This window comes from Pedobacter sp. GW822-FHT03F06 (assembly GCF_058801365.1).
In genome coordinates this window covers 58,137-84,815 of sequence record NZ_JBXANE010000003.1, presented here as the reverse complement: position 1 = coordinate 84,815, position 26,679 = coordinate 58,137, and the positions used below count along the sequence as shown (strand labels likewise).

At 37.2% G+C, this 26,679-nt stretch carries 29 protein-coding genes; 18 read left to right on the top strand and 11 right to left on the bottom strand.

What is annotated here, in order from left to right; translation table 11 throughout:
• The first annotated feature begins 1 nt into the window (after position 1).
• Positions 2-1,012 carry a PorP/SprF family type IX secretion system membrane protein gene (locus tag AC1RJ8_RS05870; protein WP_492953199.1) on the top strand — a complete coding sequence of 337 codons (1,011 nt, stop codon included), beginning with the start codon at positions 2-4 and terminating at the stop codon, positions 1,010-1,012.
• A 508-nt stretch (positions 1,013-1,520) separates the two neighbouring features.
• On the opposite strand, the gene rpoN is transcribed toward AC1RJ8_RS05870, so the two are convergent.
• Positions 1,521-2,993 (bottom strand): RNA polymerase factor sigma-54, encoded by a 1,473-nt coding sequence (gene rpoN / locus AC1RJ8_RS05865; protein WP_029280404.1) that lies wholly within the window; start codon positions 2,991-2,993, stop codon positions 1,521-1,523.
• 167 nt (positions 2,994-3,160) lie between these two features.
• Between rpoN and mscL the strand changes: the two genes are divergently transcribed.
• Complete coding sequence (gene mscL, locus AC1RJ8_RS05860) at positions 3,161-3,610, top strand: large conductance mechanosensitive channel protein MscL (RefSeq protein WP_492953200.1); 450 nt, start codon at positions 3,161-3,163, stop codon at positions 3,608-3,610.
• Between the two features lie 39 nt (positions 3,611-3,649).
• On the opposite strand, the gene AC1RJ8_RS05855 is transcribed toward mscL, so the two are convergent.
• The gene (locus AC1RJ8_RS05855; protein WP_492953201.1) at positions 3,650-4,522 is read right to left on the bottom strand and encodes a ChaN family lipoprotein; all 873 of its coding nucleotides are present in this window, start codon (positions 4,520-4,522) and stop codon (positions 3,650-3,652) included.
• 132 nt (positions 4,523-4,654) lie between these two features.
• Here AC1RJ8_RS05855 and AC1RJ8_RS05850 point away from each other — a divergent pair, with 132 nt between their 5' ends.
• From AC1RJ8_RS05850 to tsaB, 8 genes are all read left to right on the top strand, one after another.
• On the top strand, positions 4,655-5,419 hold the full coding sequence (locus AC1RJ8_RS05850) for a LiaF transmembrane domain-containing protein (protein ID WP_492953202.1): 765 nt from the start codon (positions 4,655-4,657) through the stop codon (positions 5,417-5,419).
• A 23-nt stretch (positions 5,420-5,442) separates the two neighbouring features.
• Positions 5,443-5,790 carry a DUF4288 domain-containing protein gene (locus tag AC1RJ8_RS05845; protein WP_492953203.1) on the top strand — a complete coding sequence of 116 codons (348 nt, stop codon included), beginning with the start codon at positions 5,443-5,445 and terminating at the stop codon, positions 5,788-5,790.
• Complete coding sequence (locus tag AC1RJ8_RS05840) at positions 5,780-6,841, top strand: sensor histidine kinase (RefSeq protein ID WP_492953204.1); 1,062 nt, start codon at positions 5,780-5,782, stop codon at positions 6,839-6,841. The genes AC1RJ8_RS05845 and AC1RJ8_RS05840 overlap by 11 nt, the downstream gene beginning before the upstream one ends.
• A complete protein-coding gene (locus tag AC1RJ8_RS05835; protein ID WP_492953205.1) occupies positions 6,819-7,553 on the top strand; it encodes a LytR/AlgR family response regulator transcription factor in 735 nt (244 codons plus the stop codon). Before AC1RJ8_RS05840 ends, AC1RJ8_RS05835 begins: the two co-directional genes overlap by 23 nt.
• Positions 7,554-8,066: 513 nt before the next feature.
• A complete protein-coding gene (rpmH, locus tag AC1RJ8_RS05830; RefSeq protein WP_010601723.1) occupies positions 8,067-8,225 on the top strand; it encodes a 50S ribosomal protein L34 in 159 nt (52 codons plus the stop codon).
• A gap of 67 nt (positions 8,226-8,292) precedes the next feature.
• On the top strand, positions 8,293-8,691 hold the full coding sequence (locus tag AC1RJ8_RS05825) for a ribonuclease P protein component (protein ID WP_492953206.1): 399 nt from the start codon (positions 8,293-8,295) through the stop codon (positions 8,689-8,691).
• Positions 8,675-8,905 carry a membrane protein insertion efficiency factor YidD gene (gene yidD / locus AC1RJ8_RS05820; RefSeq protein ID WP_108201106.1) on the top strand — a complete coding sequence of 77 codons (231 nt, stop codon included), beginning with the start codon at positions 8,675-8,677 and terminating at the stop codon, positions 8,903-8,905. Before AC1RJ8_RS05825 ends, yidD begins: the two co-directional genes overlap by 17 nt.
• A 289-nt stretch (positions 8,906-9,194) precedes the next feature.
• Positions 9,195-9,890 carry a tRNA (adenosine(37)-N6)-threonylcarbamoyltransferase complex dimerization subunit type 1 TsaB gene (gene tsaB / locus AC1RJ8_RS05815; RefSeq protein ID WP_492953207.1) on the top strand — a complete coding sequence of 232 codons (696 nt, stop codon included), beginning with the start codon at positions 9,195-9,197 and terminating at the stop codon, positions 9,888-9,890.
• Between the two features lie 5 nt (positions 9,891-9,895).
• Here the strand turns inward: tsaB and AC1RJ8_RS05810 are convergent, their stop codons facing one another.
• The gene (locus AC1RJ8_RS05810; protein WP_492953208.1) at positions 9,896-11,305 is read right to left on the bottom strand and encodes a DUF5723 family protein; all 1,410 of its coding nucleotides are present in this window, start codon (positions 11,303-11,305) and stop codon (positions 9,896-9,898) included.
• A 29-nt stretch (positions 11,306-11,334) separates the two neighbouring features.
• Complete coding sequence (locus AC1RJ8_RS05805; protein ID WP_492953209.1) at positions 11,335-12,903, bottom strand: hypothetical protein; 1,569 nt, start codon at positions 12,901-12,903, stop codon at positions 11,335-11,337.
• A gap of 90 nt (positions 12,904-12,993) precedes the next feature.
• Here AC1RJ8_RS05805 and AC1RJ8_RS05800 point away from each other — a divergent pair, with 90 nt between their 5' ends.
• The 3 genes from AC1RJ8_RS05800 (at position 12,994) to AC1RJ8_RS05790 (ending at position 16,608) form a co-directional block, all read left to right on the top strand.
• Positions 12,994-13,380: a DUF423 domain-containing protein gene (locus tag AC1RJ8_RS05800; protein ID WP_029279875.1), complete on the top strand. Its 387-nt coding sequence runs from the start codon at positions 12,994-12,996 to the stop codon at positions 13,378-13,380.
• Positions 13,380-15,860: a replication restart helicase PriA gene (gene priA, locus AC1RJ8_RS05795; RefSeq protein ID WP_492953210.1), complete on the top strand. Its 2,481-nt coding sequence runs from the start codon at positions 13,380-13,382 to the stop codon at positions 15,858-15,860. The genes AC1RJ8_RS05800 and priA overlap by 1 nt, the downstream gene beginning before the upstream one ends.
• A gap of 91 nt (positions 15,861-15,951) precedes the next feature.
• Positions 15,952-16,608, top strand: coding sequence for a protein-L-isoaspartate(D-aspartate) O-methyltransferase (locus tag AC1RJ8_RS05790; RefSeq protein WP_029279871.1), 657 nt, complete (start codon positions 15,952-15,954; stop codon positions 16,606-16,608).
• Positions 16,609-16,688: 80 nt separating this feature from the next.
• Here the strand turns inward: AC1RJ8_RS05790 and smpB are convergent, their stop codons facing one another.
• On the bottom strand, positions 16,689-17,138 hold the full coding sequence (gene smpB, locus AC1RJ8_RS05785; protein ID WP_208745894.1) for an SsrA-binding protein: 450 nt from the start codon (positions 17,136-17,138) through the stop codon (positions 16,689-16,691).
• A 310-nt stretch (positions 17,139-17,448) separates the two neighbouring features.
• Between smpB and AC1RJ8_RS05780 the strand changes: the two genes are divergently transcribed.
• Entirely contained in the window at positions 17,449-17,928 is a 480-nt protein-coding gene (locus tag AC1RJ8_RS05780) for a TlpA family protein disulfide reductase (RefSeq protein WP_492953211.1), read from the top strand.
• 127 nt (positions 17,929-18,055) lie between these two features.
• Here AC1RJ8_RS05780 and AC1RJ8_RS05775 read toward each other — a convergent pair whose 3' ends face one another.
• Complete coding sequence (locus AC1RJ8_RS05775) at positions 18,056-19,921, bottom strand: Nramp family divalent metal transporter (protein WP_492953212.1); 1,866 nt, start codon at positions 19,919-19,921, stop codon at positions 18,056-18,058.
• Complete coding sequence (locus AC1RJ8_RS05770) at positions 19,908-20,570, bottom strand: metal-dependent transcriptional regulator (protein WP_492953213.1); 663 nt, start codon at positions 20,568-20,570, stop codon at positions 19,908-19,910. The genes AC1RJ8_RS05775 and AC1RJ8_RS05770 overlap by 14 nt, the downstream gene beginning before the upstream one ends.
• Positions 20,571-20,697: 127 nt before the next feature.
• Between AC1RJ8_RS05770 and AC1RJ8_RS05765 the strand changes: the two genes are divergently transcribed.
• On the top strand, positions 20,698-21,168 hold the full coding sequence (locus AC1RJ8_RS05765) for an Lrp/AsnC family transcriptional regulator (protein WP_025142637.1): 471 nt from the start codon (positions 20,698-20,700) through the stop codon (positions 21,166-21,168).
• A 121-nt stretch (positions 21,169-21,289) separates the two neighbouring features.
• On the opposite strand, the gene AC1RJ8_RS05760 is transcribed toward AC1RJ8_RS05765, so the two are convergent.
• The 4 genes from AC1RJ8_RS05760 to AC1RJ8_RS05745 form a co-directional block, all read right to left on the bottom strand.
• The gene (locus AC1RJ8_RS05760) at positions 21,290-21,703 is read right to left on the bottom strand and encodes a GxxExxY protein (protein WP_493008032.1); all 414 of its coding nucleotides are present in this window, start codon (positions 21,701-21,703) and stop codon (positions 21,290-21,292) included.
• Between the two features lie 65 nt (positions 21,704-21,768).
• Positions 21,769-22,416, bottom strand: a complete 648-nt coding sequence (locus AC1RJ8_RS05755; protein WP_492953215.1) for an alpha/beta fold hydrolase — start codon at positions 22,414-22,416, stop codon at positions 21,769-21,771.
• Positions 22,416-23,096 carry a uracil-DNA glycosylase gene (gene ung, locus AC1RJ8_RS05750; protein ID WP_492953216.1) on the bottom strand — a complete coding sequence of 227 codons (681 nt, stop codon included), beginning with the start codon at positions 23,094-23,096 and terminating at the stop codon, positions 22,416-22,418. Before ung ends, AC1RJ8_RS05755 begins: the two co-directional genes overlap by 1 nt.
• Positions 23,097-23,299: 203 nt before the next feature.
• The gene (locus AC1RJ8_RS05745) at positions 23,300-23,818 is read right to left on the bottom strand and encodes a thioredoxin family protein (RefSeq protein ID WP_215128348.1); all 519 of its coding nucleotides are present in this window, start codon (positions 23,816-23,818) and stop codon (positions 23,300-23,302) included.
• A gap of 114 nt (positions 23,819-23,932) precedes the next feature.
• Here AC1RJ8_RS05745 and AC1RJ8_RS05740 point away from each other — a divergent pair, with 114 nt between their 5' ends.
• The 3 genes from AC1RJ8_RS05740 to AC1RJ8_RS05730 all read left to right on the top strand — a co-directional run bounded on the left by AC1RJ8_RS05740 (position 23,933) and on the right by AC1RJ8_RS05730 (position 26,609).
• A complete protein-coding gene (locus AC1RJ8_RS05740) occupies positions 23,933-24,472 on the top strand; it encodes a DUF2892 domain-containing protein (protein ID WP_029280631.1) in 540 nt (179 codons plus the stop codon).
• A gap of 116 nt (positions 24,473-24,588) precedes the next feature.
• Complete coding sequence (locus AC1RJ8_RS05735) at positions 24,589-25,185, top strand: hypothetical protein (RefSeq protein ID WP_492953217.1); 597 nt, start codon at positions 24,589-24,591, stop codon at positions 25,183-25,185.
• A gap of 77 nt (positions 25,186-25,262) precedes the next feature.
• Positions 25,263-26,609 carry a M3 family metallopeptidase gene (locus tag AC1RJ8_RS05730; protein ID WP_492953218.1) on the top strand — a complete coding sequence of 449 codons (1,347 nt, stop codon included), beginning with the start codon at positions 25,263-25,265 and terminating at the stop codon, positions 26,607-26,609.
• Positions 26,610-26,679 lie beyond the last annotated feature (70 nt).

Here is a 26,679-nt window from a genome sequence, read left to right as displayed (position 1 = left end):
ATTGAAGAAGCTCATCATCATATTTGCCCTTTTTGCAACATTTAAGGCTTTTGCACAACAAAAGCCACAGTATACCCAATACATTTTTAATCAGTATCTGCTAAATCCGGCGCTCTCAGGAATCGAAAATTACCTCGATTTTAAAGCTGGTTACCGTAAACAATGGTCGGGTATTACCGATGCGCCTCAAACTTCATTTGTATCGGCACATTGGGCCTTGGGCGATAATCAATTGTGGAGTAATGCGCTAACCTCTTTCCCTGAGCAAACAGGTAATCCGATGGACCGTAATTATATGCAAAACTACATGTCGTCGCCATCGCATCATGGAATGGGGGTAACGGCCGTGTTGGATAAAACTGGGCCGATAAAAAGATTGGATGCCAATGTTACCTATGCTTATCATTTACAGCTAAGTAATAATTTCAATTTATCGGCAGGTGTTGCTGCAGGTATTTCGAGTATCTCGTTAGATGTAAATTCGCTTACTTTCGATACACCGATAGATCCGATTATGAACAGGGCATTGATTAACCAGGTGAAACCCGATTTAAGCATCGGTTTATGGTTATATGGCGCCAGGTTGTTTGCTGGTTTATCGGTACAGCAGATTTTACCTCAGAAATTAAGCTTTACAGGTGATAATAGTTATAATTTAGGCAAAGAAGCTCCACATTACTTTGCTACCGCAGGATATAAGTTTTTCTTAGATGATGAAATTGCCGCTGTGCCATCGGTAATGGTAAAGTATGTATCGCCGGCACCGGTTTCTGTTGATGTAAACCTGAAATTGGCTTTTAAAGACAAAATCTGGTTAGGGGGGAGTTATCGTAAAGATGATTCGTTTGCAGCAATGGCAGGTTTCAATGTAGGGAAAATGGTTAATTTAACTTATTCGTACGATTTTACCACTTCACAACTAAATCAAGTGAGTAACGGCAGTCATGAAATTGTATTGGGCCTATTGTTGAACAATATCTATAAAGTACCATCGTATATTAAAATGTGGTAGTTTTCAGTTTACAATGGGCGATAGGCTGAAAAACTTATTCATCGTCCTCGTTTGTAACGAGGATGGAGGAGAGAGGCGATTTATCGCCATAAATACAACTTAGCTGAATTGCAAATGCGAATCCTGGTCATCGTCTTTGCATATGAGATTATTTAGGGAAATTCACAGCTTATATGTGGAGCGCAGTGCCTGTGCAAATCAATAAATGTCCTCCCGTTTTACGCTTTTACGCTTCGCTTCGTCATACCTCCTCGCTGCAGGGTAACGCTGCAACCGGGGCTAAATGGCCAGGGCAGTTTTTCATTTTTGAGGTTGCAGGGTGCACAAGCTTTGTGCTTAACCCCGAATGCAATGGAAAGCCAGTAAACGATGAATCCCGTCGAGACGGATTTGGAATGGAAAGCGGGACTGAAGCTGCCAAAAGTAGTTAACTTTTCATTTCCCAGTCACAATAAAGCTTCTATTTGGCAATTGCTAATTTATCGCCAACTGAAAACTGCCAACTGATCTAAAGCTCTTTCCTGAGTCTGGCTACCGGAATATTCATTTGCTCACGATATTTTGCAACGGTTCTTCTGGCAATGTTATAACCTCTTTCTTTTAAAATTTCGGTTAATTTTTCATCAGCCAAAGGTTTGCGTTTATCTTCATTGCCAATACAGTCTTCCAATATTTTTTTAACCTCTTTGTTCGAAACTTCTTCGCCGTTTTCTGTTTGTATAGCTTCTGAGAAGAAGGATTTTAATAAGAAAGTACCAAATTCAGTCTGTACGTATTTAGAGTTTGCCACCCTTGATACGGTTGAAATATCCATATCAATTTTATCGGCAATATCTTTTAAGATCATTGGGCGCATTTTACGCTCATCGGCCGTTAAAAAATATTCATATTGATAGTGCATAATGGCATTCATGGTTTTTAACAAAGTTTGTTGTCTTTGTTTAATCGCATCGATAAACCATCGCGCAGAATCTAGTTTTTGCTTCACAAACTGCACGGCCTCTTTCAGCTTTTTATCTTTTGATGAAGCTTTGTCGTAATGCTCAAACATCTCCTGGTAAGATCTGCTTACCTTTAGTTCAGGAGCGTTTTTCGAATTTAGCGTCAAAATCAATACGCCATCATTATTGCTGATGTGAAAATCAGGAATAATCTGCATTTGTTTGGTGGTAACCTGATTGGCATCACCTGGTTTCGGGTTTAAACGCAAAATTTCGTTTACAACCTCTTTAAGTTCTTCACTATCTAAACCTAAACTTTTTTCTAATTTATCGTAATGTTTACGCGTAAACTCATCCAGATAGTTTTCTACAACATTCATTGCTTTAACTATAATCGGATTGTTCGGGTCTTTCCTTTTTAACTGGATCAGTAAACATTCTTTCAGGTCTCTTGCGCCAATGCCTGGAGGATCGAAACTTTGGATCAGTTTTAACATTTCCAATACATCCTCTTCCTCAACCATAACATTCTGAGAAAAAGCAAGATCATCAATCATGGAACCCAGCGGACGGCGTAAATAACCATCATCATCTAAACTACCGATAATCTGTTTGCCGATAATAAAATCCTGATCGGATAGGGGAATAAGGTCTAATTGTTCCTGTAAACTTTCAAAAAAAGTACTTTCAATGGCAATTGGAGTTTCTTTTTTCTCCTCATCGTCATCACCATTATTGTAGTTGGTACTATAATCATTGGTAGAATCGTCTTGTAAATAATCATCTACATTAAATTCATCCATACTGGTATCTTCTGATGATTGTTCGTAATCTTCAGGCCCGTCATTCAAATCATCGTATTCGCTCTTTGGCTCATCCTGAGTCATTAAACTTGGATCTTCAAGTGCCGGGTTTTCTTCAAGTTCTTCTTTTACACGGGTATCTAAAGCAACGGTTGGCACCTGCAGCAGTTTAATAAACTGTATTTGTTGCGGTGATAACTTTTGTAATAATTTTTGTTGTAAGTGTTGCTTTAGCATAGTAAATATAAAAGAATGGAGCAAAAATAAACAATAGATTTCAGATATTCTGCTGAATTGACTTAAATGCTATCGATATGTTTGGTTTTAAAATTATTTCATAAACATTTGTATTGAGTTTAATGTTTGCTACTTTAGTGAATAAAAAAACTAAAACTTAATAAAATATGGGCTTTGTAAAAGAATTTAAAGAATTTGCCATAAAAGGGAATGCTTTCGATTTGGCGGTCGGCGTAATTATAGGTGGCGCTTTTGGTAAAATTGTTACCAGCATAATCGACGATTTAGTGATGCCTATTGTAGCTGCAATGGTTGGTAAACCAGATTTTAGCAGCATTTATTTTGCAATGGGTAAAGGTGCCGAACTGATTCCTAAGGGTGCTTCGCTGGCAGATGCTAAAAAGGTTGCACCAGATGCAGCTATATTTGCTTATGGAAATTTTATTACAGTAGCCATTAATTTCTTATTGCTGGCTTTAATTGTTTTTATGATGGTTAAAGCGATTAATAGAATGAAAAAGAAAGAGGAAGCAGTGGCAGTTGCAGCACCGGTAGTGCCAACAGCAGAAGAAACGCTTTTAACCGAAATCAGAGATCTGTTAAAAACAAAAGCATAACATATAAAAGCCGTCCTGATGTAAAAGGGACGGCTTTTTTTAATAACTTCTTTTTACGCCTGGATCGGTTATAATGATATAATCGCCAAGATTCTTAAACTTTTCCCAATCTGGATTGGCAAAACTTTCATCGGAAAATGACGAAATGTTCAGGACTTTTAATTTTGGATTTGATTGTACAAGTTTTGCCAATGTTCCCAGTTTTTCATCACTATGGAAACGCCCATTAAGCTGAAAAACCTTAAAGCCCCTGTTTGCCTTAATAAACTTATTTATTGACCAGGCCATGGTAGCATCCCAGAAATTTTGGGTCTGGTAAATCTTCATTGAGCCCATGTTGTGGCCACCCAAAGTTTCTATAAATTTTTCATAATACCTGCCCCGAGCGGTATCAATAGGTAAGGGCGGTAAAAAAATGAATGATGTTTTGGGGAAATTTTCTAAAACTTTAAGTCCGCCTAGGGTGACTGCATTGCTGTAACGCGTAGCCGCATTTGCAGCGATAACTTTTAGCTTATTTTGTTTTGCATATTCTATTAAAGGTTTATAATCTTTGTAATTGCCCCAGGCCCTGCCTTCTTTTACAAAATTCTTTTCTGAGATTAAGCCTGCTAAATATTCGTCTACCTCAGGTTGTACATCGGTATGAAACATTTCTAAAGATAACGCCGTTTTTAACGGGTACTTTGAGTGAAGTTTTTTAAAAAGCGCTGCTTCCAGGTAATGGCCTACAGAATCGTTGTGGTCTTCGCCAAAGAATAAAACATCTGCCTGGTCCATATCGGCAACAATGTTGTCTATTGATATGGATTTCTGTTTTTTTACATCATAAATCTTATAATGATTACTTATTTCCTGCGCATACAAGCCGGTGGAAATAGCGAAAGCAAATATCAAAAGGGAAAATTTCATGCCATCAAAATAACAAAAATATTTTCACCGACGAAATAAGGCTGCTTACCGCCTTTTACCGAGTTCTTACACCATGCATATATGATGGTGGAGTGCTTATTGATACTTTTGGATTATTAAATATGAACACACATGGATAATCTTAATAAAAATGATAACAACCACATTAAAAACTCGGGAAGGAGTTGGAGTGGCTTCATCATAGTCATCATCGGATTTGCATTTCTATTGAATAATATGGGACTAAATATTCCAAGATGGATATTCAGCTGGTCTAATTTTTTAATTGCACTTGGTGTATTTATCGGCGTTCGTCGTAACTTTAAAGGAATAGCCTGGCTGATCCTGATTTTGATTGGTGCTTACAATACCTTAGGTAATATTCCCGGGTTAGATCTTGATTTATCTAAATACGCTTTAGGTATTGGTTTGGTTATAGTGGGGGGCTTTTTAATTTTCAGACCAAAGGATACCTTGGCCTTTAGAAAAAAACGTAAGGATAAGAATAAAGCCGATTTCGATTTTGACGAAGCTAGCGGTAAAAAGACTGTAAATAACAATGATGTTATTGATGTAATGGCCGTTTTTGGGGGCAGCAACCAGACTGTTTACTCTAAAAACTTTCAAGGGGGCGATATTACTGCAGTGTTTGGCGGAGCGGATATTGTAATGACTCAGGCTGATTTTCCTGAAACGGTATCACTTGATGTAACAGCAGTTTTTGGAGGAATTAAATTAATTGTACCACAAAACTGGGCAATAAAATCGAACGTAACGGCATTATTTGGTAGCGTTGAAGATAAAAGATCGCATGTAATGCCGGTAGCGGAGATGAAAAAAATATTGATTTTAGACGGAACGGCTTTATTTGGAGGGATCGAAATTAAAAGTTTCTAAAAATTTATTATAAAACATCGCCTATGAAATGGTTTGCAGTAAATTGTATCTATCAGGTAGTTTGTGGTGAGGGAAAACATACACCCCAGTTTAATGAACAAACGCGTTTAATCCACGCAGATGGGATTGTGCAGGCTTTAGACAAAGCGAAATTGAATGCTGTACATTTTAACCCTTCTTTTAATAATTGTAACGGCGATAAAGTAGTATGGAAGTTTATAGGTGTAGGTGGAATATCGGCAGTAGAAGAACTTGCTGATGGTGTGGAAGTAAGTTCCAGGATTGTTGAACCCAAATCGGTTGCGCAGTACCTGGAAAAGCTAGCGCACCGCAATAAATCATTAACTAATCAAAACCATTTTGACAACTAGACCTTTATCCGTTCCGCAGATACAGAAAATATCGCTTACCATTGCAATAGTGTGGACTGTATTGTGTGGTGTTGGATTACATTATGTAGTTAATTTTTCTTGGTGGATATCAATAACCGATAGCTTAACCAATAATTTTTTATTGGCTTTGGCCTGCATTGGTATCAGTAACATGCTTGGGTATTACCAGCCAAAAAATGAGCGGATGTTGTACGTACTGATCATCGCCCTTGCGCTTACTTTTGTGATTATTTTTGCATCAAAATATGTTGTACTCTTTATTTTTTCTGATTATAAGGAGTATAAAGATTTTTACAATTTCTCTTTTGCCTTCAGGGGCTTAATTTCTTTTATGTGTTTAGCCTGGTGTGCTTTAGCTAATATTTTATGGTATAGATTAGAAGAACAATCAGAAACACACGAAAGACTATCGGCAGCTAAAAGTTTAGCCAAAGAGGCCGAGTTAAATAAGCTAAGACATCAATTACAGCCACATTTTCTTTTCAATAGCTTAAACTCGGTATTTGCACTTACCATGGTTAATCCGAAAGAGGCAGGTGTAATGATCATGAAATTAGCTTCTTTTCTTCGCGGAACCTTAAAACGTGATGACGAATTGTGGGTTTCGGTCGAAGAAGAAATGGAGTATATTCAATTGTATCTGGATATTGAGAAGGTGAGGTTTAGCCACAGGTTAAATATCGAAGTTAATGTGGCTGAAGATACTTTAAACCTTTGTTTGCCAGGTACCTTGTTGCAGCCCATTGTAGAAAATGCTATTAAATTCGGACTTTATAATACTTCCGCAGGCATTACCATCAAGATAGATGTTACCGTTGAGCATAATATTTTGCAGCTCCGGGTACAAAATCCTTTTGATCCGGAAATGAAGGCTACAGGAGGAACAGGATTTGGTTTAAGTGCCATTAAACGCAGGTTATATCTGTTATTTGCGAATACCCATCTGTTGCAAACCGATATTGAGGCAAATAATTTATATATTACCACCCTAAAAATTCCACAAAAAAATGATCAGAACAATACTAATTGACGATGAGCCTTTAGCAAGAGATATTGTAAAATATTACCTTTCAGATCATGCAGAAATAGAGATTGTAGCCGAATGTGGTGATGGGTTCGAAGGTTTAAAAGCCATTACCCTGCATAAGCCTGATTTAATTTTTTTGGATATCCAAATGCCTAAAATAAGTGGTTTCGAAATGCTCGAGCTGGTTGAAGATAAACCAGCAGTAATTTTTACTACAGCTTTTGATGAATATGCCATTAAAGCTTTTGAGGTTAATGCCGTAGATTATTTGCTTAAACCCATCGATAAATCGCGCTTCGATGCGGCCATTAAAAAACTGCCCAACAAATTAAATCAAACCGAAAATACCGAGGCCGTTTTGGATGCAGCAGCTTTAACTCCGGCCCAAAATAATAGGGTAGTGGTTAAAAAAGATGGTGTAATTAAGATTATTCCTGTTGCCGATATCAACTATTTAGAGGCTGATGATGATTATGTGAAGTTAAGTACCGTTGATGGTGCTTTCTATAAGAACAAAACCATGGCTTATTTCGAACAAACGCTTGATGTAAGCCAGTTTATCCGCATACATAGGTCTTACATCATTAACCTTGCCCAGGTAACCAAAATAGAGCTAAAAGAGAAAGATAGTTATGTAGTGCTGTTAAAGTCTGATATCTGGTTGCCGGTGAGTAAAACTGGTTATGTAAAATTGAAGGCTGCGTTGGGCTTGTAAAAAGTAATGTTTTATAACTGGCGTCACCCTGAATTTATTTCAGGGTCTTCATTGCAAGGAAGATGTTAGCTCACTAAGTAGTCATTAGTTTTTTTGGAAAGCAATCAACTGCTAAAGTTATGGGTAGTCATGCTTTTTTGTACGAGTTCCGATGAAGGATCGGGATCACTGCAATCAGGTTTATTTTACACCTGCTATGCTGCTATTAATGGTTTGCGCCTTTCTAGCGCCTTATACTAATAACAAGGGATATTGCCACGGGCTGCTTATTTCGTTCCATAGGAACGAATCATTGGTAGAAAAAATGCCATATGCATATTTTCGTTCCGTAGGAACGTTTGATGAAATAAATAACACAGGTAATCGAGTGAAAGGAGAACATTAGCCCTTTTTTTCAAAAGAATTATTACATTTGCACTTAAATAGAAAAAATAATAATTAATCACTCTTGCATTTGTAGAGAAATCGCTTTATATTTGCACCTCTTAATTTTACAATAGATAATATACAGTCATGAAAAGAACATACCAACCTTCGCAAAGAAAGAGAAGAAACAAACACGGCTTCCGCGAAAGAATGGCAACAGCTAACGGCAGACGAGTATTAGCATCACGTCGTGCTAAAGGAAGAAAAAGATTAACAGTTTCTGACGAACGCAAGCATAAAGCATAATTTTTGATTGCTTTTCCGTTAATTCGGGATCGGCAGATCAAAATCTGCAGTTATCAATCAAAAATATATGTACACATTCAGGAAAGAAGAACGGTTATGCAGCAGGAAACATTTAGACCTGTTGTTTAAAAACGGTTCTTCTTTTTTATTATACCCTTTTCGGATTTCTTATCTTTTTGTCGATCAACCAGCTGATGTGCAGGCACAGGTGGTAATCAACGTCCCTAAAAAAAGATATAAACGGGCAGTAGACCGCAATCTGCTCAAGCGCCGCATACGCGAAGCTTATCGCCTAAATAAACAAGATAAATTATACATGCCTTTGCCTACTGAGAGGGGATTGCTTTTGATTTCTATTCAGTTTGTGGGGAAAGAAAAATATGATTTTGCCTTTATCGAGAAAAAACTGATTGCTACTTTTAAACGCTTTCAAAATTTAATCCAGCCAAATGAAATTCATCAATAAAATTTTCGGATGGTTCTTTTTAGGTTTAATCAAGGTGTATCAATATGCCATTTCGCCAATGTTGGGTGCAAATTGTAGGTTTACGCCAACTTGCTCGCAGTATGGGATAGAAGCCATTAAAAAACACGGACCATTTAAAGGTGGTTGGCTGGCACTGAAACGCATTGGCCGTTGTCATCCATGGGGTAAACATGGTCACGATCCGGTTCCATAGCGGCGTTCATTAGTTCAATGGTCATTAATTCATTTGTTGCCATCGCTCATTAGTTATTGATTCATTAGTCATTTGATTATTGGTTAACGCGGCCGTCATTTCGACTGTAGCGTAGCGGAACGGAGAAATCTATTTCATTTCAATTATAACGATCCTTCGACTACACTCAGGATGACACACCACAAGGGCAATTTGACTCCAAAGGCCAGCCGCTAAGTGCTAAGCCGATTAATTTCAGGACTCTGACATCGGACTTCCGACTACATCCATTTTTTAATATCTTTGCGCAATGGCTAAAATACTTCAAATAGAAACCGCTACTGCAATTTGTTCTGTTGCACTATCTGTTAACGGCAAAACATTTTCATTTAAAGAAGAGAAAGGGCAGAATCTGCATGCTGCAAATCTAACCTTGTTCATTGATGAAGTGCTTAAAACTGTAGGGCTAAGTTACCCCGAGTTAGATGCCATTGCGGTAAGTAAAGGCCCAGGGTCTTATACAGGGCTTCGCATTGGTGTTTCTACGGCGAAAGGACTCTGTTATGCACTAGATAAGCCATTAATCGCTATTGAAACGCTAGAGATGATGGCTGCAGGTTTTTTAACGGAAAACCCTGATTATTCAGGTTTAATCTGTCCAATGATTGATGCCCGCAGAATGGAAGTGTATACCTCAATTTTCGATCGTTCGTTAAACGTAATCACACCAACTGAAGCAAAAATTATTGATGAAACAAGTTTTACTGATTATCTCGCAAAGCAAACGGTTACTTTTTTAGGCGATGGAGCAGCTAAGTGTGCTGAAGTTTTAACACACCAAAACGCAAAGTTTAATGAGGCTAATTTCAATGCTGCAACATATATGTCGCGGTTAGCTAACGAAGCTTTCAGTAATAGTAAATTTGAAGATGTAGCCTATTTCGAACCTTTTTACCTGAAAGATTTTGTCGTTACGCAATCTAAAAAACAACAGGCACAAGGTTAAAACGGTTATTTTCTTTTAAAGATCGAAAACAAACTTTTAAAAAAACTTCCGCCTTCATTATCATTGATGCCAGGTATTACATCGGCAAACTGCGGATGGTTAACCACGTTGCCGAATTTAATGCCTACACCCATATAAAAAGAAGCACCATTTGGACCGCTACCTACCGTAGCATCATTTTTAATCATGCCCATGGTTTGGAAACTGGTAGCTACTAAATTGTCGGTCCCCATAAATAATTCGAAATTCGGAGTTTGGTATTTTGCCTGCAGTCCAACCATAAAAACACCGTTTAAGTTGTACAAGGGAGTAATACTTCCCGAAAAATCATGAGCTATAAAAGTGTTTACAAAAGCAATATCTCCGCCTTTGTAAAACAGGTTTTTCGAAACGGCCAGGCCTGGTTTATAAAAGCCATATCGTTTAGATAAGTAAACATCCAGTTTGGCGTTAGTCGGTGCTAAAAACTTTTTGCTCTGCTCTGAAAGAAGGAAAATGTCTTTTATTTCCTGGTTGGTATTAGATTGGTTGTTTTCTATGTTTTCAATAATTTTCGTTTGATCTACAGTAGTACGTTGCGTATTACTTCGCCACCAGATAAAACCCAGATCTTTAACATTCGCCATTAAAAATAAGCCTTTTTTAGTGGTGTAATTGGCTCCAAAACCTAATGATAGTCCTGGGTTTTTAAAGTTAGGGAAGAAATTTTTCTTATCTACCTCATTAAAGTCAGAAAAATTGCTGGAATAGGTTCCTCTTAAGCCAATTAAGAGGGCATCCGACTCAGGATCGATATATAAATAAGAGTCAGCAACATTTAATTTGTTATAAAGTATCCCGCTCAGTACACTTGCTTTTAAGCCAAAAGCCAACCTTTTGTTCCAGTTTTCGCGATAGGTAAAGCTAAACTGATGGTAACTTTGTTCATAACCCTTGCTATCAAATATTCCGGTATACTGTTGGTTGGTATTAAATCTTTCAAAAGAATCGAAAATGGCAAGACTTTCATTTGTGTAATCGATATGTGCATCAGACCTGATCTGCCAGGAAAAGCCCATCTCCTTTTGATACTTATAAGATTTGAAAAGTCTGAATGCAGCTACATAAATATTGCTGTTTTCGAAAAAATGGTTCACTTCTCCAGTACCAATCGGTAAACTTCTTGTATCAAAAATACCTTCCTGTGTTAATTTTCTTATGGCAAACTTAGAGTCCCCTTTGTTAATGGCATTTGTTCCAAAATAGGGGAGGAAAAAATTGGAAGAAAATCTTCTTGATGAATCTAAGGTGAAAGATTTTTGAGATGGGTTTTCGAAGGCATCAAACATGGTTTTGGTACCAAAAAGTGCATATTGTTGTGCATTTGCAACCCCGAAGCTGGCTAATGCCAGTAACGCAAGTAAAAGTTTCTTCATGTATAATAGTTTCTGGGCTTGTTTCCTTATTAACGGTTACTTAACGAATCTGGTATTTCTGGCTTTAAATATTTGTTTAAAAGCAAGTTAGTGATAAATTTGTTTTTGTCTGCACTCATCTGGTAGTAAAAAGTATCGAAACTTTTTAAACCGCTATCGGCCCTCAAATGTTTATAAAATGGAAGCTGAATATTGTTCCTGAAAATATCTGCCGAATTTTTGGTGTTAATGTAATAACTCACATTCGAAGTAGTTGAAATCTGGTTTACTGCATCTAAATATTGCGGGACCAGTATTAAGAGCCTGTTATGCTTATAATCATTTAAAAATGATTGAACTGTACTGGCATTATTGGCCACAACCAAATTATTATCTACAATGGTATAATATGGCCTGCCGAATTTTTTAAATGGTTCGCCAAAGTAACTATACAGGATATCAGATGATTTAAAGAGTTTAATGTCTTCATTGTAATCTGCACTTACATCGAGCAATAACTGTTTTACTTTTTCCCCATTTGATAATGAAATTGCACCTAGTTTTTCGCTGGTGTTTAACTGAAAAAGAATAAATTGATTTTTCGTGTAAGTGGTGAATATCGAATTTAAATCTGTTCTGTATTCATCTTTTACCTTTTTTATTACTGCATTAGTTTCGGGAAGTATTTTCGTTTGCTCCTGCCAGCTATTCAATTTTTTGAGCCATCTGCCGTAATCATCGTAAGCATAAAGTGCATAGTTTGCTGTATGATCAGGGAGGATATTTTGGATAAATGTATTTTGTGCAGCGGTGTTTTCGAATAGTTTAAGGTAGTTATACTGATCTTTTAACTCTGTATTTCCACTGAAAAGAATCTTTTCTCTGCTAAAATTATAATTAAGTACAGCAAAACTGTTCTGTTTATTAAAAATTGAAATTTCTCCGTTAATGTTGCCAGCAATAATATTTCTGAGCAGTAATGGCGCCTGATTAAAATTGATATAAACATGGGTAAGTACATTTTTAATTTGGCGGTTATTCTCCTTAATATATTCGGTAAATGGATTTTCTGTTAAACGTACATTGGCATCATTGATCAGTTTGAGTGATGTTGAAGCTGTTAATACCTGGTCATGAATACCTAAATAAACCGATAAACTGTCATTGAGTTTCACCAGGTACAGGTCTTTAGCCTTTTTGCTGATTGCTTTTTTTAATTTTAACTGTTCGTAGAATTTTTTGATGTCATTATCACGTTGTATCTGTACGGTAATTAAGAAGTTCAGGGTTTTATTCGAGTCGGGCAGCACACTAATATAAACTTGCTGATCTTTCAGGTATCTGTTTAGCAGATTATCGTCGATGATACTTGTTTTTAGCTGTTTTAACAGGTTTATTTTATCCTTCCCTAAAACCTGTTGGATAAGCTGTTGCCCTTCAATGATATCGTAAAAACCTTTGTCGTTCTGAAAAGAAAATACCAATGCGGCATTATTGGTTGCCGATTGCAGCGCCAGGTCTTTCGCATCATTATCAATTCCCAATTTCGAAAAATAGAGGTAGGCCATAAAGGCTACACCTAAAAATAATGCACTTGTTAGAATTATGATTTTTTTCATCTGCTGTGCAACAAATTTAATTTATTACATTGATTAGTGAGAAGTTCTTTGTCAATTTATTAATTTAGCGATTGCTACTTGCAAATAACTATGAATAAACGAATAATCCTTACTGCTTCTTTTTTTGGGGCTGTTGCTGTTTTGCTGGGGGCATTTGGTGCGCATGGCCTAAAGGCCCTAATTGATGGACCATCATTAGAAATTTGGCAAAAAGGTGTTGATTATCAGTTCTATCACACATTTGCACTATTGTACCTTTCTACCTTCGCACGCTACAGAAACAAGCTCATTAATATCGCTTATTTCTGCTTTACATTTGGAATCATCCTTTTTTCTGGGTCATTATATTTATTGGCCACCCGAAGCATATCACACTTAGGATTTACTGAATTTATTGGTCCAATAACGCCAATTGGTGGGCTTTTATTTGTATTGGGATGGATAATGCTCTTTTTTGCTGCATTTAAAGATAAATAATGGATACTTTCGAAAACGATATTTTTGCAGAAAGAGAAACACTTTTTGTTGAAGTTATTTTGCCATTATCTTTGGCGAAAAACTATACTTATCGGGTACCTTTCGATTTAAACGACCAGGTTGCCGTCGGAAAACGTGTGGTGGTTCAGTTTGGCAAACATAAAATTTATACCGCTTTAATCAGCGGCATCAGCACCGTACCACCAACGGTTTATGAGGCAAAATATATTATCGATATAGTAGATGCTGAGCCTGTAATTACACCCATGCAGCTTAAATTCTGGACATGGATGACCAATTATTACATGTGTAATGAAGGTGATGTAATGGCGGCTGCTTTGCCTGCAAGTTTAAAGCTGGCCAGCGAAACGATCTTGATTCTTCGCGATGATTACAATGAAGATACCGAACTTACCGATAAGGAAGAAATCATTATCAATGCACTGAAACAGCAGCAGAAACTTACTGTTAATGATGTTTCCAAGCTTCTTGGGCAGAAAACCGTATACCCGATCATCAATCACTTGCTCGATAAAGAATTGATCCTGATAGCCGAGGAGGTGGTGCAGAAATATAAACCTTTGCTTAAATCGTTCATCATATTAAATGATTTTTATAGCGATGAAGAAAATCTGAAACAGCTTTTTAATGTTTTGGATAGGGCGCCTAAACAATTAGACGCTTTACTGGCTTACCTGAAATTACAAAAATCAAATCTGCCGATCTCTAAAGAACAGCTTCTGGAAGAGAGCAATTGTGGACCAGCGGCATTAAAAGCTTTAACCGATAAAGATATTTTTGTGGTGATGAAAAGACCGGTTAGTCGCCTGGCCGCTCATGATGAAGAGTTTAGTGTGAATTTCGAACTGAACGAAGGACAGCAGAAAGCATTAGGCCAAATTAACCAATACTTTGAAGAGAAGGAGGTGGTTTTGCTACATGGCGTTACCGCATCGGGAAAAACACAGGTTTATATCAAGCTGATTGAAAAAATCATTCAAAATACAGATGGACAGGTATTGTTCTTGCTGCCCGAAATTGCCTTAACAACACAGATTGTAGAACGGATTAAGCGTTATTTTGGTAATTCAATAGGGGTATACCACTCTAAATTCAACAACAGTGAGCGGGTAGAAATTTGGAATAAAGTGCGGACAGGTGCTTACAAGGTAATTCTTGGTGCCCGCTCAGCCGTTTTTCTTCCTTTTCAACATCTTAAATTAATTGTGGTTGATGAAGAACACGAACCCTCTTACAAACAATACGACCCGGCACCACGCTATCAGGCCAGGGATGCGGCCATTTATCTTGGTTATCTGCATCAGGCTAAGGTTGTTTTAGGTTCGGCTACACCATCTTTAGAGAGTTATTATAATGCTTTACAAGGCAAATATGGACTTGTAGAGATGAAAGAGCGCTTCGGCGGTGTTCAGCTTCCGAACCAGCAGGTGGTAAGTATTTCGGAAGAAACGAAGAAAAAAACAATGAGCTCGTATTTTTCGAGTGTATTGATCAAAGATATCGATCTGGCGCTTTCTAAAAACGAACAGATTGTGTTATTTCAGAACAGAAGGGGCTATGCCACCATTTTAATCTGTGCTACCTGTGGTTATACACCAAAATGTGTAAACTGCGATGTAAGTTTAACCTATCATAAAAGCAGTGGAAAATTACATTGCCATTATTGTGGCTATCAACAAAGTAGCGTAAATATCTGTCCGGCCTGCGGCTCGGTGCATGTAGAGCAAAAAGGATTTGGTACCGAGAGGATTGAAGAAGAGCTCAGGTTACTTTACCCAGAAGTTACCATTGCCAGGTTGGACATGGACAGTACAAGGACAAAGAATGGGCTCCAACAGATCTTAAACGACTTTCAAGAGAAGAAAACCGATATTTTAATCGGTACGCAAATGGTGGCTAAAGGATTAGACTTCGATAACCTGAACCTTATTGGGGTAATTAATGCCGATACGCTTTTAGGTTACCCCGATTTCCGTGCATACGAACGAAGTTTCCAGTTGTTGGCGCAGGTTGCAGGTAGGGCAGGTAGAAGGGCCGATCAGGGGAATGTCTGTATCCAGACTTATGATGCCGAAAACCGTATTATCAAGCAAGTAGTGAACAACGATTATGAGGGCATGTACAACGACGAAATCGTTGAGCGTGAGAAATTCTTGTACCCTCCTTTTTCCAGAATGATATTTTTGTATGTAAAACATAAAGATTCTCATGTATTAGATCACGCAGCATTCACGCTGGCCAATATCCTTAAAGGGAAATTTGGTAAACGCGTTTTAGGTCCGGAGCAACCTTTAGTAAGTCGTGTACGGAATCTTTATATCAAACAGATCATTATCAAGGCTGATAAGCATACTGCCATTCAAAAAGTTAAAGATGCATTAAGAGAAACCCTGACCCAATTTAATGCGACCAAAGAATTTAAAGGGGTTTTTACACAAATAGATGTAGATCCGTATTAATTACTAATTTAAGTTTTGATTTAGTGTTACTTACGGTAATGTGGATTTCTTTATCTTGTATCACCGTTAAAAAAAGCTAATTTTGAAGCTCATGGCGTATAAATTTGTTGATAATTACCGAGAACGTGGAGCGAGAAAAAAACTGGTTGAGTTGTTAAAATCTCGCGGAATTGAAGATGAAAATGTGTTAACGGCCATAGGTAAAGTTCCACGTCATTTCTTTTTTGATGAAACTTTTTGGAACCAAGCCTACAAAGATATTGCGTTTCCAATAGGTGATGGACAAACTATATCCCAGCCTTATACTGTTGCTTACCAAAGTGAGCTTTTGCATATTAAAAAGGGCGATAAGGTACTCGAAATCGGAACGGGTTCGGGCTATCAGACCTGTATTTTAATGGAACTTGGCGCAAATGTTTTTACCATCGAAAGACAAGAAAATATCTACAATAGAACCATTCAGGTTTTACCAGGAATGGGTTACCGGCCTACTTTTTACTGTGGTGATGGCTCGAAAGGAATTGCTGCCCACGCGCCGTACGACAAAATAATCGTTACTGCAGGTGCTCCTTTGGTTCCGGAGATATTATTAAAACAATTAAAAATAGGCGGCATTCTGGTTATCCCGGTAGGAGATGAGAAAACCCAGAAAATGGTTACTGTTATCCGCGTAAGCGAAACCGATTACGAAAAAATTGTGTTAGATACCTTTAGGTTTGTGCCTTTAGTGGGCGACCAGGCGTGGTAGTAGTTTAAGTCCCTAGTCCGAAGTCTTCAGTCTTTAGTCGATTTGGACTCAGGACTAAAGACTCATGACTGTAGACTAACCTATCTCTTCATCGCTCTATCCAACTCACGTTTGGTATCTCTGTCTTTAATGCTATCGCGTTTGTCGAATTCTTTTTTACCTTGAGCCAGTGCAATTTCTATTTTAGCGAAACCTCTTTCATTGATGAAAATGCGTAATGGAACTATGGTATAACCTTTTTCTTCGCCTTTAAGCTTTAATTTTCTAATTTCTTTTTTCTGCAGTAGTAAAGCACGGTCGCGTTTAATATCGTGATGATAGAAAGAGCTGTGTGAGTATTCCGAAACATGAAGGTTGCGCACATAAAGGTTACCCCCAATAAACATGCAAAATGCATCGGTCATGTTGGCTTTACCTTGTCTGATTGCTTTTATTTCAGTTCCTAAAAGCGCAATCCCTGCTACGTATTTATCTAAAAGATTGTAGTCGAAATATGCTCTTTTATTCTTTATGTTGATGTCGTTTTTCAAAATTTTAATAAAGTATATGTTGTTGTAATATTCAGCAATGGTATAAAATATACATGCCGGGTTGCAAATATCCTAAAAAATGATGTGATAATTTAGTTTTAATTTATTTCGTGTTTAATGCGATCGTAATGCTGAATTTATTTCAGCATCTTTCATATAAATAGACCCTGAAATAAATTCAGGGTGACGATTCTGAACAATGTGCATATTTGACTTCTCTTGGATAAAAATGTTCATCTGTTTGTAAAAGCTAAGGATATATTATTATGTTCGTATTTATTCGTTTAAGTTTGGACTTTAAATCTCAAAAATGAAATTCAGGAACCTACTTTTAATCTTATTGTTAGCCGTTACTTTTCGGGTAGAAGCACAGCAACCTACTTTATTGCCACAATTCACCTTTTACAAACTGGATGGAAAACCGTTTTCAAATAATGATATTAAACAAGGAAAAAAGAACCTATTTATCTTATTTGATTGTACTTGTGAGCATTGCCAGCGGGAAAGTAAAAATCTGAATGCCAATTACGCCAAATTTAAAGACATTAATATTTACATGATTACCATGGATGAGGAGTATATCATTCCGCAGTTTTTCAATTCTTATGCCAAGGGTTTAAACACCAAGCCCAATGTACTGGTATTGCAGGATAAAAAACGCATGTTTATCCCAACCTTTTTGCCAAAGCAATACCCATCAATGTACTTATATTCTTCAGCTGGTAAACTACTGATGTACCAATCGGGAGATGGTGGCGTAAAAAAGCTAATGACGGTAGTAGGTAAATAATCTTAATTTTTTAGCCACAGATTACACAGATAAACACTGATTTTGATATCAGTATTCATTCTTTTGATCTGTGGTTAATTATTTATAACCATGAGTAAGTTATAAGTTGAAGGACAGGTCTAAAAAATTACCGGATAATCAAAACCGGAATATTTACCTTATGCCGTACTGAATCAACCGTGGTGCCGAAAATAAGGTCTTTTAAGCCTTTATGGCCATGTGCACCCATTACCAGTAGCTCCATCTCATTTCTGTTGCTGATATCGGCTATGGCTTTACCAGTACTGCCAAAACCGATAAAAGGTGTAGAATCATATCCAAGATCTTCCAGGTTAGTCCTGTATTTCTCCAGATTAGCAGCATCGCTCTGCGTTTCATGGTCCATTACTTCATTACCAAGATAGCGGGCAGCAGCAGTTTCTACAATATGGATCAGGTAATAGTGTGCCTCTTTACCACCCTGAATTAAAGCATGCCGGATCGTGTTTCGATCGTTTTTAGAGAAATCTACGGCAATTCCGATCCGCTTGTAACTGATTTTGTCTATTTTTCCAATATCCAGAGCATTCCCATGGGGCACAAGCTGTTTTGAAGCATTTCTTTTCTTTTCTAATAACGGGTGGAAGAAAATATAAAGCAGGAGTAAAACGATCAGGATTAATGCCGGTATTACAATCACATAAATCCACCAACTGTTAGCCTCTTTTGCCCAGCCACTTATTTCTTCAATTACCAGTTTTACATTCAATGCGATAATAGCTAGCGCACTTGCCCATGCCAATACCTTAACCCAGGGTTTAATTGCAAAGTCTTTCATCAGTTTTTTATCTGATGTAAAATGAATTAAGGGAATAATGGCAAAACCCAATTGCAAACTTAATACCACCTGACTCAATACCAGCAAGCCACCAAGTGCGTTTTCGCCGTAGTGTAATATCGTGAAAAATGCAGGAATAATCGCCAAAAGACGTGTAATCATGCGCCGTAACCAAGGTTGAATCCTTAAGTTAATGTGGCCTTCCATAATAATCTGTCCTGCTAAAGTTCCGGTAACAGTAGAGCTTTGCCCGGCGGCGATTAATGCTATGGCAAATAGGGTTGGGGCAACATTGCCAAAAATGTTCGAAAGTAGTTTATGTGCATCCTGAATTTCGGCTACCTCGTGTAGTCCATTTTTATAAAAGGCAGCTGCAGCAAGAATCAGTATGGCGGCGTTAACAAAAAAAGCAAGGTTTAATGCAACCGTTGTATCAATGAGGTTAAATTTTAAGGCCTCCTTAATTCCTTTATTGCTACGCTCAATCTTCCTGGTTTGTACTAAAGATGAATGCAGATACAGGTTATGCGGCATTACAGTGGCACCAATAATCCCGATGGCAATATAAAGTGCATCACCATTTAATATTGAGGGCTCAAAACCTTTGGCTACCTCTTTAAGTGAAGGCTCTACAATAAACATTTCAACAAGAAAGGAAATCCCAACAATAAAAACCATCGAAACGATAAAGCCTTCCATGGCCCGCATGCCTTTATTGAGTAAAAAGAGCAGTAAAATGGTATCGAAAATGGTAATTGAAATACCCCAGATTAGTGGCAATCCAAAAAGGAGCTGTAAACCAATGGCCATCCCTATAATTTCGGCTAAATCGCAGGCTATAATTGCGGTTTGTGCTAAGCCAAATAATGGAATATTGGCCCAGCGCGGATATGCCTGTTTAGACGCCTGCGCTAAATCCAGTCCCCTTACTATTCCCAAACGGGCACTTAACGATTGTAATAGTAATGCAATGAGGTTCGACATTAATAAAACCCAGATTAATTGGTAGCCAAATTTACTACCACCCGCTAAATCGGTTGCCCAGTTACCGGGATCCATGTAGCCAACACTAATTAAATAAGCAGGACCAATGAAAGCTAAAATTCTCCTCCAGCCTTTTCTTTTATCTGTATTTACACTTTGATGTACTTCACTTAACGATTCAGTTTTTGCCATTACTGCTGATTAAAATATGTTTTGCAACTTCTCTACTAATATTAACTTGTTTATCGGATAAAACGATTTCTACCGAGCCATCGAAATCGGTCACATCGCTGATCTGGATTTTTTTGCCTAAGGTTAAGCCTAGTTTTTCTAAATGTTTTAAAAATGCCGAGCTATGCTGGGTAACACCTGTAATGGTACCCTGATCGCCTATTTTTAGTTCGATTAATTTAATAAACTGGGTTTTGGCAAATCTTCCGTTTTTATCGGGAATGGGGTCGCCATGAGGGTCGGCTTTTGGAAAGCCTAAAAATTCGTCTAGTCTTTCAATCAGCTCAATTGATTTAATATGCTCTAATTCTTCTGCCACATCATGTACCTCATCCCATTTAAAGTTTAATTTATCAACCAGAAAAACTTCCCATAAGCGATGTTTACGCACGATATCTATCGCTGTATTTTTTCCTATTTCGGTTAAAGTAACGCCTTGATATTTAATGTAATCAACCAAACCTTTATCGGCTAATTTCTTGATCATGTCGGTTACAGATGCCGGTTTGGTTTGCATTTGCTCTGCAATGGCATTGGTTTGAACGTTTATTGTTTGCTCTGCCAGATGATAAATAGTCTTTAGATAGTTCTCTTCCGTGTAACTTTGCATTTATATTTATCTAATTTTATTTTTAGGTAAATCTAAAAATTTTTATTTAAAATATATATGATAAATTATGTTAAAATTTAGAATATAATTTGGTTATGTTTGCATTCTCAAATACCTTTAACACCATATGGCATCTGAATTAGATAAAATTGACTTTAAAATTTTAAGAATTCTTCAAGAGAACGGAAGAATTACCAACTTGCTTTTATCCCAAGAAATTGGTTTATCACCTGCACCAACTTTAGAACGTGTACGCAAGCTTGAAATGGCAGGATATATTAAAAGCTATCATGCGTTGGTAGACGAAGAAAAGCTGGGTTTAGGTATAAAAACCTTTATTCAGATTCAACTCGATTTTCATAAAAATAACACCATTCAGATCTTTTTGGATGAAGTAAACCAAATCAAGGAAATTACTGAGTGTCACCATGTTACTGGTCAGGCCGATTTTCTGTTAAAAGTTTATGTGAAAGACATTAAAGCATACGAACGTTTAATTATGGATAAGATCAGTAAGATTTCCGTGGTTAAAACTTTCCAAACGATGATGATCATGTCGACCACGAAAAAAGAACCGATAGTACCGCTGGAGTATTAACATTAAGTAATTATGGCAACCTAAAATGCTAAGGTGTCCTAAGATGACTAAGGTGGTCCATATTTTTTTTACCACCTAAGTCACCTGAGATCATCTAAGTTGGGAATTCATGCTTTTATGTTTAAGGGTTTATATCGTACATAAGTTCATTAACAAAACTCTTTTTTCCGTTATGAACTATATTGGTTGAATTGAAATTGATCAACAGTCCTTTTGGTATTTTTAATAATTTCATATAGGTTAAAATCTGTGCTTCATGAATGGGTAATATACGCTCAACCGCTTTTAGTTCTAATACCAGACAGTTTTCAATCACTAAATCTACCTTGAGTTCTGTATTTAGTAGCACATCTTTATAAGAAAGTATAATAGGATGTTCACCGGTAAAATTTATGTTTTGTAGCTGTAGTTCTCTCATTAAGCACTTCTGGTAAAGACTTTCGAGAAGGCCAGGGCCGAGAATTCTATTTACTTCTATACAAGCACCTGTAACCTTGTATTCTAATTGGTCGAGAAAAGTTTTATTGATCACCATAAAATCCATTAATTAGTTAATAATGTTTTTAGGATGATTTTTAAGTAATTCGTTAGTTGGTAGAATTACAAGAGCAATTTATCAATAATTCCCGAAATTTCCTGAGCATTTTGATAAACCATAAAGTGCGTTCCATGTTCTATAATAAAATCTGGCTGAGCAATTTTTGAATATAAAATTTTATCATTGGTGCCGTGAATATGGTAGATGCTTTTAGGTTTGATTTTGTTGCTCCAGCTTAGAATACTTCCGATTGCCCATTTCAAAAAATAAGGATCGGTATCTTTTATAATTTTGCCCAACAAAGTTTTCTCACTATTGGAACGTGTGCCGAAATAGTAATTCTGAGTAAGTTTATTCGATGATTTTAAGAGCCTAGCAGGAATAAATTTTAACAGTCCAAGTTTCCCTGCAAAGCGGTATAATGCAGGCAGATGAGTACTTAACATAGTACTCGAAATGATAATCGTTGCTGCAGGGGTTAATAATTTAGCCATTTCTACAGCAATCATCCCTCCAAAAGAAACGCCAACCAAAGCAAAGGGTTGGCTTAAGTCTATTACGCTACTTAATCGTTGGGCGTAAGAAGCTAATGACTCATTTTTATTCGGAATAATCCAATCGATATGAATCATATTGATATTTTCATTAAGCTTCAGCTTTGAAAAAATCCTTTTATCGGCACCTAAACCGCTGATAAAATAGGTATTCATTAGGTTGGTAAGTTCCAGTCGATGGGGCTTAAATTGTTCTGTACTAAAAGCTGATTTGCTTTAGAGAAATGTTTCGATCCAAAAAAGCCATTGTAAGCCGAAAATGGTGATGGGTGGGCAGCCGTAAGTACATAATGTTTTTTCTGATCGATTAAAGCCGCTTTTTGTTGCGCATATTTACCCCACAGAAGAAACACAATATGTTCGCGTTTTTGAGATAAAGCCTTAATAATTTCATCCGTGAAAATTTCCCAGCCACGGTTTTGGTGCGAGCCTGCTTCCGAAGCACGAACGGTTAAAGTTGCATTTAACAACAGTACGCCCTGTTCTGCCCAATGTGTTAAGTGCCCATGGTTTGGTGCTTTAAAACCTTCAATATCAGTTTCTAACTCCTTGTAAATATTTTTTAACGATGGCGGAATGGCTACACCGCGTTGTACCGAAAAAGATAGACCATGCGCCTGGCCAATACCATGATAGGGGTCTTGACCTAAAATCACAACCTTTACCTGATCAAATGGCGTGGTGTTTAATGCGTTGAAAATATCACTGCCTTTTGGGTAAACCGCTGCGCCATTGTTTTTCTCCTCCTGTAAAAAAGACTTAAGGCTTTTCATGTAGTCTTTTTCAAATTCTTCTTCTAAAACGGCTAACCAACCTGGTTCTAATGCTGCAGACATGTTTTTTTATGTAAGATGTGTATGTAATATGGTTGATGGTTTGATAGTTTATGGTCAATGGTTTGGGTGTTCAGTTTAGACCATGTACCATTAGCTGTAAATTATTAAACTATGAGTCCGTAAGTATTAAGCTATTAGGTTCTGAACTCTTTGGCCATCAACCATCGACCATTAAACCATGAACCCAAATCTTCTCAAAAAGTTTAAGATTTCTTCTTATATATTGCCAGTAAATCACCCTCCAGTGTTGTTTTTGGTCCTTCTATAATCCGTCCAAGTTCTTTTCCTTTTTTATCAAGAACAATAAAAGTTGGTACCCTTACAATATCCAGACCATCCAGAATGCCATTTTCAGCCTTCTTATTTCCATCAACCGCAATAATTTCAACGTTTTTCCCTTTAAAGTGTAGGGCATCTAAAATTTTAAAGAAATTTGGCACGTTAGCTTTGCTATCGCCACACCAGGTGCCTAGAACGATTTTTATTTTTTCGTTTTTAACCAGTTTTTTTAGCTCAATCATGGTTGCTGCATCGGGTATATATGCCGCGTAAAGTGGATCATACATTTCTTTAAACTCAGGAAAAGCAGTAATTCCTTCACGCGTACAGGCGTTAATCAGAATATCTTTATTGTGGACTTGATCGTGGATTTTTTTATTAACTTCTTGTGCAGAAACATTCATTGCAAGTACAATTAGGGTGATGGATAATAGGATTTTCATATTTAAGAGACGGTTTTTTTGAGCTTTTAAATTTTTAATGAAATTATTGTTTTAAAATCTAATTTCTGCCATTTAAACACGATATTTGCAAAAAAAAATAATTAGAATAAAATTATGCCAAATATTATCAGATTAATTGCGGGGTTTGCTTTACTGGGTGGCGCAGTAGCTTTATTTATTTTCGGCTTTTGGCCATGGGGTATTGTTGCCATTTTATTGGGAATAATTGTACTGGTAACTTATTTCTTTAACGAGAATATGCTTTTAGCACAATGGTTTCTTAGAAAAGATAACATGCCTAAAGCAAAAATGTTTTTAGATCGGATTACCAATTACGAAACGCAGTTGATTAAAGTTCAACATGGTTATTATAATTTATTGATCGGATTAATTGAAAGCAGAACGGCACCGATGCAAAGTGAGAAGTATTTCAAAAAATCGCTTGCATTGGGCATGCAAATGGATCATAACATTGCTTTAGCAAAATTAAGTTTAGCGGGTATTGCAATGGCTAAGCGTAACAAACGCGAAGCGACCATGTATCTTGCCGAAGCGAAAAAAGCAGATAAAAATAAATTACTAGCCGATCAGATTAAACAAATGAAAGATCAGATGGGCATGATGGATAAGCAGCAGCAAGTTCGTTACAGATAAAATTTTAAAGCCATTTCTTAACCGGAATGGCTTTTTTGTTTCAGCTCAGTTTTGTTTGTTGAAAATTACACTGTATAAATTACTATTTTTATGAATAATCTAACTTTTAAATATTCATGAAAAAAGTATCTTATTTACCCATGCTGGCCTTCTTAGCCATTCTAGGTGCTTGCAATAACAAAAAAGATGCTGAAGAAAGCAATGAAGGCTTTTCATCCGCAAATCCTTTTTTTAAAGCAAGCGAACTTGCCTTTCAGACTCCTGCCTTCGACAAAATTAAAAATGGCGATTTTAAACCCGCACTGGAAGAAGGAATGAAGCAGCAGATGAACGAAATCCAGAAAATTGCTGATCAGACTGAAGCATCTGATTTTGAAAATACCATTCTGGCCATCGAAAAAAGCGGACAATTGCTGAACCGGACAAGTGTGGTTTTTAACCTACTTACAGGCGCCAATACCAATCCCGAATTGCAAAAGGTTAAAGAAGAGGAGGCGCCTAAATTAACTGCAAATACTGATGCGATTTATTTAAATACCAAACTTTTTAATCGGGTAGCAGCCCTTTACAAACAGAAGGATCAGCTGAAACTGGATGCCGAATCATTGCGCTTACTGGAGTATTATTACCAAAAATTTGAACTGGCAGGAGCAAAGCTATCTGATGCTGATAAAGACAAGCTTAAAGAGCTGAATAAGGAAGAAGCTACCTGAGTGCAAAGTTTACTGCACAGTTACAGGCGGCAGGTAAAGGTTTAAAAAATACTACCCAACAGCCCGAATTGCAATCAATGGCCGATCGTGCCAAGCGAGAAGAACTTTTTAACAAATCATGGAACAGGGCAGAAAAAGGCGACACAAACGATACCCGTAAAATAATTTCAAGAATTGCGCAGATCCGTTCTGCTCAGGCTGCATTGCTTGGCTTTAAAAATTATGCAGCTTGGAAATTACAAAATCAGATGGCTAAAACACCCGAAGCAGTAGAAGATTTTTTTAGTAAAGTTATTCCGGCTGCTACCGCTAAGGCAAAAAGTGAAGCGGCAGATATACAAGCTATAATCGATCAGCAAAAAGGTGGCTTTAAATTGGCCCCCTGGGATTGGGACTTTTATGCCGAACAAGTTCGCAAAGCAAAATTCGATTTAGATGAAAACGAGGTTAAACCCTATTTCGAGTTAAATAAAGTACTCATCAACGGTGTTTTTTATGCCGCAACACAACTTTATGGCATTACTTTTAAAGAACGTAAAGATTTACCTGTTTACCAGGAGGATGTTCGTGTTTTTGATGTGATAGACAAAGATGGGAAACAGCTAGGTCTGTTTTATTGTGATTACTATAAGCGTGATAATAAAGATGGTGGTGCCTGGATGGATAACCTTGTGCCTCAATCTAAGCTATTCGGTACGATACCGGTTATTTATAATGTCTGCAATTTTACCAAACCCGAAACAGGAAAACCAGCATTAATTAGTTTTGATGATGTTACAACCATGTTTCATGAGTTTGGGCACGGTTTACATGGCCTGTTTGCCAACCAGCAATATCCCAGTCTTTCTGGTGCGAACGTAGCCCGCGATTATGTAGAATTCCCTTCACAGTTTAATGAGCACTGGGCTTCCGATCCAAAAATATTAAAGAATTATGCGCTTCACCATCAAACCGGGGCACAGATGCCACAGGCTTTGTTAGATAAAATTAAAAAGGCGAGTTCGTTTAACCAGGGGTATATTTTTACTGAAGCATTGGCAGCAGCCGATCTGGATATGCAGTGGCATACGATTTCTCCGGGTTCACCATTACAGGATGTAGACAAATTTGAAGCCGAAGCTTTAAAGAAAACCAATCTAAATTTATCGTATGTGCCGCCACGTTACCGCTCTAGTTATTTTCTGCATATCTGGAGTAATGGTTACGCCGCAGGTTATTACGCCTATAGCTGGACTTCTATGCTTGAAAATGATGCCTTTTCTTGGTTTCAGGAGAATGGAGGATTAACCAGGGCAAATGGTCAGCGTTTTAGGGATATGATTCTGTCCAAAGGAAATACCGAAGATCTTGGCAAAATGTTTTTTAATTTCAGAGGACATAATCCTGATATTAAACCAATGCTTAAAAAACGCGGATTGTTGTAAAACAAAATTATAGTACAAAGGACATTTAACAAGTGGCCTTTGTACTATAATCAATAACGGGTTGAGGATG